Here is a 16,426-nt window from a genome sequence, read left to right as displayed (position 1 = left end):
AAGACAAGTTATATTACCATCTATATTCTTAATTTTTGGAACTATTCAAAAAAGCAGTTCTTCTATTTTTGAGGGACATGCATACATAATTAAAGAGGACTTTTAAATAATCAGGAGGTGTGATCGATGAAAACAGTTGTTGGCGTCTTGTATGGCTGGATCGGAATTTTTGTAGTAATGGTACTTGCCAGTGTAATTCTTACACTATTGCTACGTTTCACTTCTTTAGGTGAATCTACACTCGAAATGGCTACGTTATTCATCAGTTTTATTGCGTTGTTTACAGGTGGGTTAATCGCAGGATTAAAAGCAAAGCATAAAGGAATTCTTATCGGTACGATTACAAGTCTATTGTTTACGTTTGTCGTCTTTTGTTATCGTTTCCTTGGCTTACAGGCGGGTTTTTCCGTTGTCGAACTAGTAAACCATAGTGCATATTTATTGTTAGCGATAATAGGGGCAATTATTGGTGTCAACCTATCTTCCGATGAAGAATCAGCCTAAAAAGATTCATTCGTAGTAGATATAAACTGCGAAGTAATGTGGTAATTAGATGTGCGGGTCACCTAAGAGATAATTTTGAAATATATCGTGATGATAACTCCCACTTCGGCTGCCCACTTCCCTTTCCGTGGGGTTTGCCCTTCAGCTAACTTTTTCGAGCAGAAACCGCTCGAAAAAGTGGATCTTCAGGTCAAACAATTCCCACAGGAGTGAAAGTGGGCGGCCTTCGTTAAGAAATGCTCCACAACACTAATCCGAAATCAACCAATCAATTACACCACCATATGCAGCAAAATTACAGCCGATTAGAACTGTAGTAAAACAAAAAAGTTTAGTTCCATAAGTTCACTTCTTTTTATAATCAGAGAACAAAAATAGCGTAGGCAGAATACGGAGACTCCTGTGGGACTCACGAAAGCTGAAGATCCACTTTGCTAAGTGGTTTCCTTTGCAAAGTTAGCTGAAGCCGAGCCCACGGAAAGCGCAGTATTCTGCCGTAGCGAATGACAACACTTCTCAAAATAACAGATCGGAGAGAGCAAATACATGTCCAAGTTATTTCACAGTATATAAATTTTGTGCAATATTTTAGTTTGGTAGAATAAAAAATACCATGACAGTTTTAGTGGCCATGGTATTTTTCCTTATTTTTAGCTTTGTTCTACTACTTCTCTTACTGCCGAACGATCGTATGTAAGTTTCGTTCCATCCCCAGCTAGAAGTACGATCTGATCTTCATCCAGTGCGTGTACAGTTGCATGGAATCCACCAATCGTGACGATCTTGTCACCTTTTTTCAATTCTTGTTGCATTTGTCGGACCTGCTTTTGTTTTTTCTGTTGCGGTCTGATTAATAAGAAATAAAAAATCACAACCATTAAAATCAGTGGTCCAAAAGTTGCTAAAATTTCCACTCACTTCGCCCCCTTTCTAGAAGTTCTTTGCGTTTGGCTTGTTAAAACCATATTGTTCAAAGAATTCCTCTTTAAAATCACCAAGTCGGTCTTGCTTAATCGCTTCACGGACTTGCTCCATTAATTTTAACAGAAAATATAGATTATGATAAGTAGTAAGTCTAAAACCAAACGTTTCATTTGCTTTGACTAGGTGTCGAATGTAAGCCCTAGTGTAATTTTTACATACGTGACATTCACAATTAGGATCTAATGGTGAAAAATCTCGAGCAAATTTCGCATTTCTAACGACCAATCGCCCCTCAGATGTCATACATGTTCCATTACGAGCAATCCTTGTCGGTAACACACAGTCAAACATATCTACACCACGAATCGCACCATCAATTAACGAATCAGGTGATCCTACCCCCATTAAGTAGCGAGGCTTGTCTGATGGTAATAGTGGTGTTGTAAATTCAAGCACTCGATTCATCACATCTTTCGGCTCTCCTACTGATAAACCGCCGATTGCATAACCAGGAAAATCTAAGGATGTTAAGTCTTGAGCACTTAATCGACGTAGATCCTCATATTCTCCACCTTGGACAATACCGAATAATCCTTGGACATCTTTTCGCTCATGTGCTGCTAGGCAACGCTCTGCCCAACGGCTAGTTCGTTCAACAGACTTTTTCATATAGTCATGTTCTGCCGGATATGGCGGACATTCATCAAAAGCCATCATAATATCCGAACCTAATGCATTTTGGATCTGCATCGCTTTCTCCGGTGATAAGAACAATTTCTCACCACTTAAATGATTTCTAAAATGAACCCCTTCCTCTTCAATTTTACGTAAATCGCTTAAACTGAAGACTTGAAATCCACCAGAATCAGTGAGAATGGCACCATCCCAGTTCATAAATTGGTGTAGCCCACCAGCTTCTTTCACAATATCTTCTCCTGGTCGTAACCATAAGTGATAAGTGTTAGATAAAATAATATTCGCACCCATCTCCTCTAATTCCTCTGGACTCATTGTTTTCACTGTCGCCAAAGTACCAACAGGCATAAAAACGGGTGTTTCAAATGTTCCGTGTGGCGTGTGCACTTTTCCAAGTCGAGCACCTGTTTGTTTACACGTTTTAATATGTTCATATCTTATAGCTGTCATAGTGGTTTCCTTTCCTTACAAAATTAGCATGGCGTCACCAAAACTGAAAAATCGGTAACGTTCAGCTACTGCTTTGTTGTAAGCTTCTAAAATAAAATCGCGGTCAGCTAACGCGCTTACTAACATAATCAAAGTTGACTTCGGTAAGTGGAAATTCGTGATTAAGCCATCAATCGCTTTAAATTGATATGGAGGATAAATGAAAATATCGGTCCAACCATTTCTTTCCTCAAAATTTCCACCAGTATCCCGAGCAATTGTTTCTAACGTTCTTGTGGAAGTTGTTCCAACGGAGATAATTCGATCTCCTCTTCTCTTTACTGCATTTAATTGCTCAGCAGTCTCTTGAGTCATTTGATAAAATTCTGCGTGCATTTCATGTTCTTCGATATTATCTACACTTACTGGACGAAATGTCCCCAAACCTACATGTAACGTAATAAAAGCAATTTCCACACCTTTTTGCTTGATTTGCTCTAATAATTCTTCAGTGAAATGCAACCCTGCAGTCGGTGCAGCTGCTGAACCTTTCTCTTTTGCATAAACGGTTTGATAGCGATCAAGCTCATCTAATTGTTCCTTAATATAAGGCGGGAGTGGCATTTCTCCTAATTCATCCAATACTTCGTAAAAAATACCTTCATATTGAAAACGAAAGACTCTTCCACCATGTTCTTTCGTATCAACACACGTTGCAGTAAGTTTCCCTTCACCAAAACTAATGGTAGTACCTACTTTCACCTTTTTTGCTGGCTTGACGAGCACTTCCCAATTATTACCTTCCAATTGGGTTAATAATAAGACTTCTACTTTTGCACCTGTATCTTCCTTCACACCATACAATCTTGCAGGTAATACTTTTGTATTATTTAATACTAAACAGTCACCTGGTTTTAAAAAACCCAAGATATCGTAAAAATGATGGTGGGTAATTGAACGATTTTCTCGATTTAAAACCATCAAGCGCGAACTTGCACGATCCTCTAATGGAGTCTGAGCAATTAGTTCTTCTGGTAAGTCAAAATCAAAATCTTCTATTTCCATTTTTCTTCTCCTTCTATTTGAATCGTCCGATAATAGCAAAAATCACCGTTAAAATAATACTGATCACAATCGAAGTCATAATTGGGAAATGGAAAGAAAAGTTTCCTTTTTTAAAGCTGATATCTCCTGGTAACTTCCCAATCATTCCCCATAACAGACCAACAATAATAAAGACAACCCCTATTACAATAAAGATTTTGCCAAAATCCGTCAAGCTTCAGGCACCTCCCGCTCAAAATGCGCATATGCTTTTGGTGTCACTAATCTTCCTCTTGGTGTTCGCTGGATAAAGCCTTGTTGTAATAAGTATGGTTCATAGACGTCTTCAATTGTTTGCGATTCCTCACCGATGGATGCCGCGATCGTATCTAATCCAACAGGACCACCTTTAAAACCATCCATCATCGCTAATAACAACTTATGATCAATATGGTCAAGACCTTCTTGATCGACTTGTAACATTTGCAGAGCCTTCTGTGTAGTCTCTATTGATATACTAGCCTCTCCTTTAACTTGTGAAATATCGCGAACTCTCTTTAATAATCGATTGGCAATACGTGGTGTACCACGGGATCTCCTCGCTACCTCTAACGCCGCAGCTTTATCAATTTCCACCTGAAAAATATCGGCAGTTCGTTCGACGATGGCACAAAGGTCCACCACTTCATAAAATTCTAATCGTGACAGCACACCAAAACGATCACGCAATGGTGCCGACAGTAACCCAGCACGAGTTGTTGCCCCTACCAAAGTAAAAGGAGGTAGATCTAATTGAACAGAACGTGCACTTGGTCCTTGCCCAATGACGATATCTAAACAAAAGTCTTCCATTGCCGGATATAGAATTTCTTCTACCGCTCGAGGTAAACGATGAATTTCATCGATAAAAAGGACATCGCCAACTTCCAATGAAGACAAAATAGCTGCCAAATCCCCTGACCGTTCAATTGCAGGCCCTGACGTCTGTTTAAACTGTACTCCCATTTCATTTGCGATTATCTGCGCCATTGTAGTTTTTCCTAGCCCGGGAGGTCCATATAATAAGACGTGATCTAAGGCTTCATTCCGCATTTTAGCTGCTTCGATAAAGATCGACAAGTTTTCTTTTGCTTTATGTTGCCCAATATATTGTTTTAAAACTTTTGGCCGGAGACTGAGCTCTTCTGTTATATCTTCTTCTTGAATTTCACCTGAAATGATCCGCTCTTCCATTAAGAAGCTCCTTTCTCCTTATTTCATTAATAATGCTAACCCTTTTCGTATATATGTATCCGCAGTATCACTCTGTTCTTTCGTTAATACCGGTTTAATATGATTAATTTCCTTTTCCGAATAGCCTAGTGCTTTTAGCGCTTCAATTGCCTCTGTTAATGCCTGATTACTTTCAGGTGTTCCATCTTTTTGTTGTTGCGCCATATCTTCAGCTTGATAGTCAAAAGGTAGCTTACCTTTCAGATCAAGAATCATCTGTCGAGCTGTTTTCTTTCCGACACCTGGAAAACTTGTTAAAAACTTTTCATCTTCTTGTTCGATCGCAACAACAAAGTCCTGTACGGAAGTTGTGGCAAGAACAGCTAATGCGCCTTTTGGTCCGATTCCGGAAACATTAAGTATTTGTGCGAACAAAGTCTTTTCTTCCTGATTTTGAAACCCATATAATATTTGAGCATCTTCTCTTACATAATGATACGTATACACCTTTTGCCTTTGACCAACTTGTGCTTGAAAACGATAAGGATTCGGACATATCACTTCATATCCAATACCGTTCGTATCTAATATAATAGCTTGCTCCGTTATTTCCGCTACTTCCCCGTTTATATATGCAATCATATCATGAACTCCTCTTTGATCCAATTCTATTTATAATTTACAATCATACGTTCGTATTAATCTTAGCTTATCTTAGGTCGTTTATCAAGGTAAGCAGGAGCAAAATAAATGAAAGCGCTTGTTTAAGTATGATAAAGTAAGAGAATGACTTTATCATAAAAGGATGGACTACTATGTCAAACAAACGTCAAATGTTATTTCTGAAAGCGTTAACGCTTGTTAACGCCAGTCACAAAGGACTTATCTTACCATTTTTACCTTTGTTTTTGAGTTTTAGAGGTTTTTCTTCTGTTGAGATTGGAACCATTTTAGGGATTGCTCCTATGGTAAGTATTGTAGCACAACCTTTTTTTGGTTACATCAGTGATAAGTATAAGACGATTAAAGGATTACTATTATTTTTATATTTTGCAGTCATCGCTATTAGTTTCAGTATTTTTTTCAGCACTTCATTTATTATTGTTTTTATTTCTTTTGTCGCCTTTCACTTTGTGATGTCACCTGCAGGCCCATTACTGGATAGTATGGCCATCAAAAGCTTAGGTTCGAAAAAACGAGATCAGTACGGTAAAATTCGCCTTTGGGGATCTGTCGGATTTGCGTTTACTGCAGTAGTTTCTGGTCCAATCCTAGGCTTTATCGGGATTCGTAATATTTATATTTTGTTTTGGATTCTGATTCTGCTTTTAATTTCGTTAACATTATTTTTAAAAGATAATAATCATTCGGCAGATCCTGTCTCTTTACAAGGTGTAAAAGAAGTATTAACGAATAAAGGATTTATAATCTTTTTGTTTTTGTGCTTTCTCGTTATGATTCCGCACCGAATGAACGATACCATGCTTGTTCTTCACTTAGAAGATTTAGGAGCTACTACTTTTTTAGTCGGTGCTGCATGGGCGCTTGCTGCATTTAGTGAAGTACCTGTCTTTTATTTCTTAACACAGAAGGTCTTGCAATTTCACCATTTATTTCTACTTGGCATTGTTGCCATGTTTTTTACAATTCGTTGGTTATTATATGCTTTTATTCAATCTGCTGAATGGATTGTGTTTTTCCAAATATCACAAGGACTCACATTTGGTTTGTTCTGGCTCGTTGCCTTACAAACTGCCGTGAGCTTTGTCCCCAACCATTTGCGTAGTACGGGCCAAGCATTATTAATGTCGACGTGTTTTGGATTAGGTGGTGCAGTTGGAGGAACTGCTGGGGGAGCTATCCTAGACAACTTTGGTTCTCAAACCATGTATCAATTAATGGCAGCTATGACTTTTTTAGCGATGATTGGTATTTTTACTTCCTATAAATTGAAACAATCATCAGTGGAAGGATGAATAATAGTTAATGTTGTGGGGCATATCAAAAAATAGTTGAACGATGATTGAGCATCGTTCAACTATTTACTGCTTCCACGTCTTGATAAGATCGAAATGTTTCTAGCACTTCTAAATAGTCTTTCTTAGAATTAATTTTAATACCTTCTTGTAATTCTTCATACAAGTGTGATTCTAATTCTTCGGTATCTATTTGATAAAAGGATTGCACAGCTGCTTCATGTACTGGAACACCTTCAAAGATTGTCAATTGTCCATCCTTAATACCAAAGTATCCATTTGCTTTCAGGTATGGTGAAATATCATCCACTTCTTTTCGAAATCGAATAAAACCATCCCTCTGCTCCATCACTTGCCACTCTTGGTATTCAGACCAGAAATCTTGCATAGAAGCGATGGTTTCTTGGACATTCTCTGTTTCAATATGTCCATCTATATATTGTTTCTCTAAGGTTAGTTCAATTGTTAGTGGGTCTTGTGACATGACCATTACTTCTTCCTGTAGTTCTTCAGTTTCTTCTTGCTCAAAGAATGATTGAAAACTAATGACCCCAATTATTAAGACAACGACACCATTTAATAATAACCATAGTTTGCCCATAATGAATGACCCTCCAATCGAGCTTTGTTATTATTAGGGTGTCCAATTTTAGAAAATATAACCACAATATAAAGGAAAAGGACAGATTGTTTAAATCATTGTATGCGGTAATACGAAGCAAGATTTGAAGACTGTTATTCGTGCTTATAGCAGGCGAAATGCTTAAACATTTGTAGTAGCAAGTCAACCATGACTAACGGATCCTTTGCTCGACTAGTTTTGAACTTAAGAATGAAGGTTTATTTATACAAACAAAAAGACTGCCTCCTATGGGCAGCCTATTGTTTATTATATTTGTTCCATTATTGCTTCATCTGCGTCCATGTTATGGTGGACTTCTTGGACATCTTCCATATCTTCGAGCATGTGAACCAGCTTGACCATTTTGTTACCGTCACTTTCATCCACTTGTGAAAGTGTTTGAGGTATCATGGTGATTTCTGCTGTTTCCAATGTAAAACCACTTTCTTCTAATGTTGATTTTACATTCTGAAAATCTTCCGGATCAGTGTAGATTTCATAAGCACCTTCCACGGTTTCCATTTCTTCTGCACCAGCTTCGATTGCTTCTAACATTACAGTATCTTCATCTGCATCTGTTTTACTTTGATCAATTACCAGGTAACCTTTACGATTAAACATGAAGGCTACACAACCATTCTCACCAAGATTACCTCCATTTTTACTAAACGCATGTCGTACTTCAGATGCGGTCCGATTTTTATTATCTGTTAATACTTCCACCATTACAGCGGTTCCACCAGGACCATACCCTTCATACGTTAATTCTTCATAATTAGCTCCGTCTAAGTCCCCAGTTGCTTTTTTAATCGCTCGATCTATGTTCTCATTCGGCATGTTGTCAGACTTTGCTTTTTCTACTGCAAGACGTAAGCTTGCATTCATTTCTGGGTCGCCGCCACCTTGTTTAGCAGCTATATAAATATCCTTTGCATGTTTCATGAAAATTTTACCACGTTTTGCATCTTGTGCATTTTTTCTTCTTTGGATATTTTTCCACTTAGAATGTCCTGCCATGCTTTCTCACCTCTCATAATCTATCTCAGTCTCCATTACTTACTTTATCACAACTAACAGAAATTGAAAATAACGATGCAAAACAGATTCATCGGATGCGAGTTTTTTATTGTGAAATCAATCTCTTTTATTGCAAATTCACCTTCATTTATTGCGAAACCGAGCTCCTTTATTGCGAAATTGCCTTCGTTTATTGCGAAATCGTGCACCTTTATTGCGAAATTGCCTTCGTTTATTGCGAAATCATGCTCGTTTATTGCGAAATTAAAAAAAGGCTGTAGAGAAAAAACTTTCTCAGCAGCCTTTGCATTTATGATTATTATCGATTTCCTCCACATCCACAATCCTTTTTATTCGGTTGCCCGTAAGGCATTCCTTGTTGAGGATATGGCTGATATGGCATTTGTTGTTGGCCTTGCATTCCATATGGCATTGGCATTAATGGATAATTCGGTGCGCCAGGTTGTGGGATCATTGGTTCTCCTGGCATCGGTACTGGCATATTTGGTTGTTGCTGCATCGGCATTTGTTGCATTGGTTGTTGTTGATTTGGCATCATTTGATTTTGGGGCATTTGTGATGGTCCCCATGGCATTTGCTGTCCTTGGTTATCTGATGGCATTTGTGCTTGATACCATCCTTGATGCGGCTGGGTAGATGGACCAGTTTGTTGTGGTTGCGATTGTTCCCCCATTACTTGTGGCTGAAAGCCTTCTGGAAACGGATATTGTGGCATATGCCCTGTATGTCCCGTGTGTCCATAGCCATAAGGGATACCTTCTTTTGAATAACAAGGTGCGTGCATTGGCATTGGTTGTGGATGATGATGTGGTGGTGCCATCGGTTTGTGTTTTGGTTTCTTATGATCCTCCACTCCTGCTACGTGGTCATCTTCTTCAGGCATTTGCGTTGGATGAATATGGGTTTCGAAATTATTGGTTAGCTGTGTCCACTTTAAGTCTTGTGATGCCTGAGATGGTGCTGGTTGTACAGGTTGTGGTGGTTGCTTATTAAAATGAATTGGTAATGAAGGCATTTCTTTTTTCAATGGTTCCCATTTTTTGTCTTCATCCTCTTCAATCGCAGGTAAAATTTGATTTGGAGCCTCTGGTTTTACCTCCTGTTTGTCTTTTTTGTCCGTTGTACCAGGTTGGACTTGTTGTTTCTTATCAGATGGTGCTGGTTGCTGTTTATTGTCAGATGCAGTTGGAATCTTTATCTTCATTCCTGGCATAATCATATCAGGATTTGAAATTTGCGGGTTCGCTGCTATCACTTCATTTACATTAACACCATATTTTTGCGCAATTTTCCAAAGTGTTTCATCTTTTTGCACAATATGAATTTTCAAAGCAATTTCTCCTTTCTGAATGATAAGTATGGAAGGGCATTTGTCTCGGTCTAATCCATCTTCTTTAACAACATATGCAAATTGCCTAAAATGTTGAATAAAAAAAGAAGGATATCTTTTTTTATAGATATCCTTCGATCAACTTAAATACAAGCTTGTCACATTATAGGCTTCCTTTCAGCATTCGGTTTAGAGCTAGTTTGGCATGTTGAGCTATTTCACTTGGAACACTGATTCGATTCGTATACTTTCCTTCCCTTACTTCTTCTAAGGCCCATGTTAAATGTGGCAAATCAATACGATTCATTGTTAAACAGGGACACATAAATGGGTTTAAGGAAATGATTTTTTTATCTTGATGGCTGTTTATTAAACGGTTAACTAAATTCATTTCTGTACCGATTGCCCATTCACTTCCAGCAGGTGCTTTCTTGATAGTTTCAATAATATATTTCGTGGAACCAGCAAGGTCTGCTTGTTGCACAACTTCATACTTACATTCCGGATGAACGATAATCGTCATTTCGGGATGATTTTTACGAACTTGCTCAATATTTTTCGTAGTAAAATTTTCATGTACGGAACAATGACCTTTCCATAAAATAACACGGATATCCTTAACTGAATCACCTGCAAATTCCAATTTGCTTGCAAGCGGATCCCATACTGCCATCTGATCTAACGGAACCCCTAACTCTACTGCGGTATTCCTACCTAAATGCTGATCAGGCAAGAATAACAGCCGTTGTTTTTGCTTAAATGCCCATTGAACCATTTGTTTCGCATTAGATGAGGTAACCGTAGCACCGCCATGTTGCCCCACAAATGCTTTAATCGCAGCTGTAGAATTGACATAGGTTAAAGGCAAAAGCGTATCACCGAACAAGGCCGTTAATTCTCTCCAAGCTTCTTCAGTCTGCTTATTATCTGCCATATCTGCCATCGAACAACCGGCACGCATATCCGGTAGTATTACCTTTTGATCAGCATTTGTTAAAATATCAGCTGTTTCCGCCATAAAATGAACACCACAAAAAACAATATATTTCGCCTTTTGTTGTGCGGAAACTTGGGCTAGTTGCAATGAATCTCCACTTGCATCAGCAAATTGGATCACTTCATCCTTCTGATAGTGATGTCCTGGAATAAATAAGTCTTCTCCCATGTCTTTTTTTATCTTTGTGATTCTTTCTATCATTTCTTCATGACTCATGTGTTGATACTTTTCTGGTAACTGTTGATGTGTGGTAAATAGTGTTGCCAGATTCATTTTACTCCCCCCGTAATGTTAAAGCTGATATCTAAAGCTTGTGCTGAGTGGGTAATAAACCCAAGTGAAATCATGTCCACTCTCGTATCCTTATATAGGTGAATATTATCGACAGTGATATTACCTGAAGCTTCTGTCATGATATCTTTTGGCACTAGTTCAATCAGCTCTCTTATTTGTTCTGGCGACATATTATCAAACATGATCACATCTACGCCTGCTGCAATCGCTTCTTCCAACTGCTCCTTGTTTTCGATTTCTACTTCGATCTTGATCATGTGACCTGTCGAGGTTCTTATTTTTTCGACAGCTTTAGTAATCGAACCCACTGCCGCAATGTGATTGTCCTTTAACATCACCGCATCATCTAATCCAAAACGATGATTGACTCCACCACCACAACGAACTGCATATTTTTCTAACATACGTAATCCTGGTGTTGTTTTTCGAGTATCGGCAATTTTTATCTGAGCATTAGCTAAATGACGAATTGCTTGAGAAGTAACAGTTGCAATACCGCTCAATCGCTGCAAAAGGTTTAAAATAACCCGTTCTGACGTTAACAATAATGGATATGGACCAGATACTTGTGCAATCACTTCACCTTTCTTTACTCGTTGGCCATCTTTTTTAAACAAATCGACTTTTATCGTTTCATCAAAAAGATGATAAGCCTCATCTAATATCACTTCTCCAGCAAAAATACCTTCCTGCTTAGCAATAAATTCACCTACTCCTGTTGGAGATACTTGATCGAAAATACGATCGCTTGTGACATCTCCACTCCCGATATCTTCTTGAAAAAAATGGTTGAGCTGTTGCTTGACATATAATCGATTCATACCGTTACTCCTTGTTTGGCTAATTGATAGGTTATCCTTTTATTCTCCCATTGTTCACTTTTAAATGGGTAATCCACTCGGTAATGAGCGCCTCTGCTTTCCATACGTTTTCTGGCTGCTTTGGTTACAAGCTGGACAACCTGTAAATGATGCTGCATTTGAATTTGATCCCGCGATGTAGTATATCTGCTTAAATAATTGTCTTGGATAAGTGTAAATTTCGCTAACCATTCCAGCATTTCTTTTAACCCTGATTCGCTTCGATTAATGCCCACATGATTAGTCATTTGTTTACGTAGTGCATGTAGATCAGGATGATGGAATGTATGATGTAATGGTTGGACTAGCGATATACTACTGGAAAACACACTGGATTGCGTCCTTAAATAATCTGCTAATCTCGTTGCAAATACCAATCCCTCTAGCAATGAATTACTTGCCAAACGATTAGCACCATGGACGTGTGTACATGCTACTTCTCCAATTGCATATAACCGTGGGATATTCGTCCTTCCTTGCAAGTCGGTTTCTACCCCTCCCATCGTAAAATGTGCTCCTGGATTTACCGGTATTAGTCCTTGCTGCCAATCTATGTTATTGTTTTCACATACTGATTTAATAAAAGGAAATTTAGTTTGAAAGTTTTTGATTTGATGAATGTCCAAATATAGCCGATTTCCTTTCGTTAATTCCGTCATCATAACACGGGCTATGATATCCCGAGGTGCTAGATTTTCCAATGGATGCGCACCTTTCATAATTTCTCGACCATTCTGATCCACCAAAATGGCTCCTTCTCCTCGAATGGCTTCTGAAATCAAGTCATTGTAGGGTGCTTGTGTTGCTAGCATAGTCGGATGAAATTGGACAAACTCCAGATCTGATACTCTAGCTCCAGCACGATAAGCCATCGCTATACCATCACCGGTAGCACTTGGATCGTTAGATGTTGTTTCATAAAGCGCCCCAAAGCCTCCGGTTGCCAATACGATATGATCTGCAGTATACGTATGCAATTGATTATCTTGATCTATCGTAATAATTCCTTTACACTCGCCGGCTTCTATCACACAATCAACCGCAAGTTGTCCTTCTAAAATTGTTATTTTCCCTTGCAATAATTGCTGATAAAAGTGAATGAGATACTTACCGGTTTGATCCCCTCCTGCATGAATGATTCTTCGCTCGCTATGGGCACCTTCACGACCTAATAAAAGTTCACCATGTTGATCACGATCTGCTGGAAACCCTTGTTGAAGCAGACTTTTCACTACCTGTTTTCCCTCTTTCACTAATGTTTTCACTGCTTTTTGATGGTTATGAAATACACCTGCTTTTAAAGTGTCTTCTGCATGTAAATGCCATTGATCCTTGGCAGAAACGGCAGCAGCTATTCCTCCTTGTGCGCGTATAGAGTTACTATCATTAGTTTTATTTTTCGTCAGTATTGTCACATCACTATGCTGCCATAATTCACTCGCAAGTACATATGCAGCAAGTCCGGAGCCGACAATAACAATTTTTTGTCGTTGCAAACAAAACACCACACTTTACAGTTGTATTTACAGATATCTTTACATATAATAAGTGATATGACAAGTATTTTTTTACGCGATCATCAATTATAAAAAAAGACTGCCATCAGCAAGCGAATGATCGCAAGATGTTAGGTACATTATTCCTGCTTTGCTTCTTTGAATGACGGTAGTTATGGAAATTCACTGACAATTGTATATAAGACTATACTTCTAAGGAAAGGACGATTGGATGATTTATTGTGATTATGCCGCTACATCTCCTATGTCAAATCTAGCATTAGACGTATATCAAGAAGTAGCAAAAGGTTATTTTGGAAATGCTAGCAGCTTACATGATATAGGTGGGAAAGCAAAAGATATATTAGAAAATTCAAGAACTATGATAGCAAAGCTTTTAAATACAGAAGCACGACAAATTGTATTCACGAGCGGGGGAACGGAAAGTAATCTGTTAGCTATCGACACATTACTAAGAACTAGTCATTTAAAAAAGAAAAAACATATCATTACAACAGAAGTCGAGCATAGTTCTTTATATTACTACATGAAAGAGTTGGACAATCAAGAAAATGTAGAGGTCACTTTTCTATCAGTAGACCACAACGGGCAAATTCGGCTAACTGATCTAGAAAAAGCGATTCAGCCTAACACATGTCTTGTCTCAATCCAACATGTTAATGGCGAAACAGGTGTTATCCAGCCAATAAAGGAAATTGGAGAAAGGTTACAAAAACAGGATATCCCTTTTCATAGCGATATGATTCAATCATTTGGTAAAATAGATATAAAGCACTTGATACCGTTTGTTGATTGTATAACGATTTCAAGTCATAAAATATTCGGTCCTAAAGGAGTTGGAGCACTATATTTCTCTAATAGACTCTCATTAAGATCCCACCCTGTTTCAACAAATCATGAACACGGATTAAGACCTGGAACAGTTAATGTGCCTGGAATAGCTGGATTTGCTGCGGCAGCTTCAGAAACAATAAACAATCTCGTACAAAATCAAGATCACATCCAATACATACGAGAACTTTTTATTCAGAAATTGAAAACCGAGGGAATTCCATTACAACCGATTGTATCCGTCAATCAATGTCCAAGTATTGTTGGTTGTATTAATGATTTTGTACAGGGTGATTATGTCATGCTAGAATATAATCGACATAATATTGCAATTTCGACAGTTAGTGCATGCAGTATTGGAGCAACAGAAGTTCCTAAATCCATTCAACCGTTTATTAGCGATTATGATGAAGGGAAACGATTTGTACGATTTTCTTTTAGCCATCAGACAACGGAAAAAGATATTCATGAAATCATCAAAGCATCGAATCGAATATTTAATCGAATCAAGGAGGAGAGACAAGGTTATGACAAAGAAATTAACGGGTAAAGCAAGGCGCGAAAGCTTGCTGACTTGGTTACAAAATAGCCGAACACCGCTTACTGGAACAGAACTGGCTGAAAAGGCAAATGTAAGCAGGCAAGCAATCGTACAGGATATTTCCTTATTAAAAGCTCATAATCACCCGATTATTGCTACAAGTAATGGTTATTTATATATGAAAGCTGAAAAAGAAAAAGTAGATTTTCGTCGTGTTATCGCGTGTAAACATGAAGGAAAAGATACTAGAGAAGAGTTATATACGATCGTAGACTATGGCGCGACTGTAGAAGATGTCATTATCGAACATCCGATTTACGGTGATTTAAAAGCTTCTTTAATGATAAACAGTCGCATTGATGTTGATCAATTTGTTCAGAAAATCGAAGAAAAAAATGCTCCATATTTGTTGGAGTTGACCGATGGGATTCATAACCATACCATAGTTGCAAATGAAGAGCGGAAGTTGGATCAAGCATATGAGGCGTTAAAGGAGAAAGGATTTATTGTAGAATAGCAGCTGTATTTGTTACAGCACATGCAGATGAGTGGATAGTTTGAGTGTTTTTAGCTTAGGTTATCCGCTCTATTTTTTGAAAAAAGTTAGTTGAGGCCGTGCCCACGGTAAGCAAAGCAATTATTCGGAGCGTTGCAAATTACACACTTCGTTTAACACGGTCATTGCGCCGATTTTATACTTTCTTTCCATAAAAAACGCCTGCGATTATACCGCAAGCGTTACACCGTTTCCACTGTGTAAATAGTAAGGATAACTGCCTAATACTGATACTTTACAGCCTAACGATTCCATTTCTGTTATAGCATTAGGAATCAGAACATCATCCATTTTTTGTTCAATGTCTATTAGGAAGTAATAATTACCAAGACCAGTTTTCATTGGTCGTGATTCAATTTTGGATAAATTCAAGTTACGCCATGCAAACGCAGATAGTACTTGATGTAAGGCACCTGGTTGATCTGATGGTAAGGTGACCGTTACGGTTGTTTTAAATCCTTTTTCCTCCATTTTATTGGAAGTTAATTCTGTTTTATTTTTATGCAAGACAACGAATCTCGTATGATTATTATCGAAATCGTGGATGTCTTTTTTCACAATTGATAAACCATATTCTTTCGCTGCAAGATGATTGGCAATTGCAGCTATATTCTGTTCAGGGTGCTCACTGACAAATTCTGCAGCTGCTCCTGTTGAAGTCATCGACTGTGCCGGTACCTTGACTAATTCCTTACGTAAAAAGCTATGGCATTGCGCAATCGCGTGAGAGTGAGAATAAATAGCATCAATCTCTGTCCATTTATCAACATTATCGGGGTGTACCATTAAATGCTGACGGATTGGAACAATTACTTCACTTACAATCTTCACATCCTGCGCTTGGATTAAATAGTCTAAAGTTATATTAACCGTACCCTCTATCGCGTTTTCCAGTGGTAAAACAGCATAGCTTACTTCATTGTTTACTACAGCGTCGATACATTCAGGAATAGTACTATACCCTTTTTTTACGTCTCCATTAAACATGGAATCTACTGCGATTTTAGTGAAAGTTCCTTTTGGACCTAAATACCCGATAGTTTCCTTCATATAGC

General features: G+C 38.2%; 17 protein-coding genes. 4 read left to right on the top strand and 13 right to left on the bottom strand.

The features are described from left to right. The first annotated feature begins 126 nt into the window (after window positions 1–126). A complete protein-coding gene (locus tag D569_RS0105845; RefSeq protein WP_018931469.1) occupies window positions 127–504 on the top strand; it encodes a TIGR04086 family membrane protein in 378 nt (125 codons plus the stop codon). 650 nt (window positions 505–1,154) lie between these two features. Here the strand turns inward: D569_RS0105845 and yajC are convergent. From yajC to ruvA, 6 genes are read right to left on the bottom strand one after another with little or no spacing between them, the layout of a single operon-like run. Next, window positions 1,155–1,418: a preprotein translocase subunit YajC gene (yajC, locus tag D569_RS0105840; RefSeq protein WP_018931468.1), complete on the bottom strand. Its 264-nt coding sequence runs from the start codon at window positions 1,416–1,418 to the stop codon at window positions 1,155–1,157. 16 nt (window positions 1,419–1,434) lie between these two features. Beyond that, window positions 1,435–2,574 (bottom strand): tRNA guanosine(34) transglycosylase Tgt, encoded by a 1,140-nt coding sequence (gene tgt, locus D569_RS0105835; RefSeq protein WP_018931467.1) that lies wholly within the window; start codon window positions 2,572–2,574, stop codon window positions 1,435–1,437. 15 nt (window positions 2,575–2,589) lie between these two features. Next, complete coding sequence (gene queA, locus D569_RS0105830) at window positions 2,590–3,618, bottom strand: tRNA preQ1(34) S-adenosylmethionine ribosyltransferase-isomerase QueA (protein ID WP_018931466.1); 1,029 nt, start codon at window positions 3,616–3,618, stop codon at window positions 2,590–2,592. Window positions 3,619–3,631: 13 nt separating this feature from the next. Beyond that, complete coding sequence (locus D569_RS0105825) at window positions 3,632–3,832, bottom strand: DUF2905 domain-containing protein (protein WP_018931465.1); 201 nt, start codon at window positions 3,830–3,832, stop codon at window positions 3,632–3,634. Beyond that, window positions 3,829–4,830 (bottom strand): Holliday junction branch migration DNA helicase RuvB, encoded by a 1,002-nt coding sequence (gene ruvB / locus D569_RS0105820; protein ID WP_018931464.1) that lies wholly within the window; start codon window positions 4,828–4,830, stop codon window positions 3,829–3,831. Before ruvB ends, D569_RS0105825 begins: the two co-directional genes overlap by 4 nt. A gap of 18 nt (window positions 4,831–4,848) precedes the next feature. Further along, window positions 4,849–5,451 (bottom strand): Holliday junction branch migration protein RuvA, encoded by a 603-nt coding sequence (gene ruvA / locus D569_RS0105815; protein ID WP_018931463.1) that lies wholly within the window; start codon window positions 5,449–5,451, stop codon window positions 4,849–4,851. 173 nt (window positions 5,452–5,624) lie between these two features. On the opposite strand from ruvA, the gene D569_RS0105810 reads away from it, so the two are divergent. Next, window positions 5,625–6,785: an MFS transporter gene (locus D569_RS0105810; RefSeq protein ID WP_018931462.1), complete on the top strand. Its 1,161-nt coding sequence runs from the start codon at window positions 5,625–5,627 to the stop codon at window positions 6,783–6,785. Between the two features lie 58 nt (window positions 6,786–6,843). Here the strand turns inward: D569_RS0105810 and D569_RS0105805 are convergent, their stop codons facing one another. The 6 genes from D569_RS0105805 to nadB form a co-directional block, all read right to left on the bottom strand. Beyond that, the gene (locus D569_RS0105805; RefSeq protein ID WP_018931461.1) at window positions 6,844–7,386 is read right to left on the bottom strand and encodes a BofC C-terminal domain-containing protein; all 543 of its coding nucleotides are present in this window, start codon (window positions 7,384–7,386) and stop codon (window positions 6,844–6,846) included. Between the two features lie 288 nt (window positions 7,387–7,674). Then, on the bottom strand, window positions 7,675–8,424 hold the full coding sequence (locus D569_RS0105800; RefSeq protein WP_018931460.1) for a YebC/PmpR family DNA-binding transcriptional regulator: 750 nt from the start codon (window positions 8,422–8,424) through the stop codon (window positions 7,675–7,677). A 319-nt stretch (window positions 8,425–8,743) separates the two neighbouring features. Then, the gene (safA, locus tag D569_RS24995) at window positions 8,744–9,775 is read right to left on the bottom strand and encodes a SafA/ExsA family spore coat assembly protein (RefSeq protein ID WP_018931458.1); all 1,032 of its coding nucleotides are present in this window, start codon (window positions 9,773–9,775) and stop codon (window positions 8,744–8,746) included. Window positions 9,776–9,938: 163 nt separating this feature from the next. Further along, a complete protein-coding gene (nadA, locus tag D569_RS0105785) occupies window positions 9,939–11,045 on the bottom strand; it encodes a quinolinate synthase NadA (protein WP_018931457.1) in 1,107 nt (368 codons plus the stop codon). After that, window positions 11,042–11,887 (bottom strand): carboxylating nicotinate-nucleotide diphosphorylase, encoded by an 846-nt coding sequence (gene nadC / locus D569_RS0105780; protein WP_018931456.1) that lies wholly within the window; start codon window positions 11,885–11,887, stop codon window positions 11,042–11,044. The genes nadA and nadC overlap by 4 nt, the downstream gene beginning before the upstream one ends. Continuing rightward, window positions 11,884–13,422: an L-aspartate oxidase gene (nadB, locus tag D569_RS22585; protein WP_018931455.1), complete on the bottom strand. Its 1,539-nt coding sequence runs from the start codon at window positions 13,420–13,422 to the stop codon at window positions 11,884–11,886. The genes nadC and nadB overlap by 4 nt, the downstream gene beginning before the upstream one ends. Before the next feature lie 232 nt (window positions 13,423–13,654). Between nadB and D569_RS0105770 the strand changes: the two genes are divergently transcribed. Then, a complete protein-coding gene (locus D569_RS0105770; RefSeq protein ID WP_018931454.1) occupies window positions 13,655–14,824 on the top strand; it encodes an IscS subfamily cysteine desulfurase in 1,170 nt (389 codons plus the stop codon). After that, window positions 14,802–15,332: a transcription repressor NadR gene (locus D569_RS0105765; RefSeq protein ID WP_018931453.1), complete on the top strand. Its 531-nt coding sequence runs from the start codon at window positions 14,802–14,804 to the stop codon at window positions 15,330–15,332. The genes D569_RS0105770 and D569_RS0105765 overlap by 23 nt, the downstream gene beginning before the upstream one ends. Window positions 15,333–15,539: 207 nt before the next feature. Here the strand turns inward: D569_RS0105765 and pheA are convergent, their stop codons facing one another. Next, a complete protein-coding gene (pheA, locus tag D569_RS0105760; protein WP_018931452.1) occupies window positions 15,540–16,421 on the bottom strand; it encodes a prephenate dehydratase in 882 nt (293 codons plus the stop codon). Between the last annotated feature and the right edge of the window lie 5 nt (window positions 16,422–16,426).

The organism is Gracilibacillus lacisalsi DSM 19029, assembly GCF_000377765.1.
Taxonomy (GTDB): Bacteria; Bacillota; Bacilli; order Bacillales; family Amphibacillaceae; genus Gracilibacillus; species Gracilibacillus lacisalsi.
Note: the sequence above shows the minus strand (reverse complement) of the source record. Positions and strands in the feature narration are given on the sequence as shown.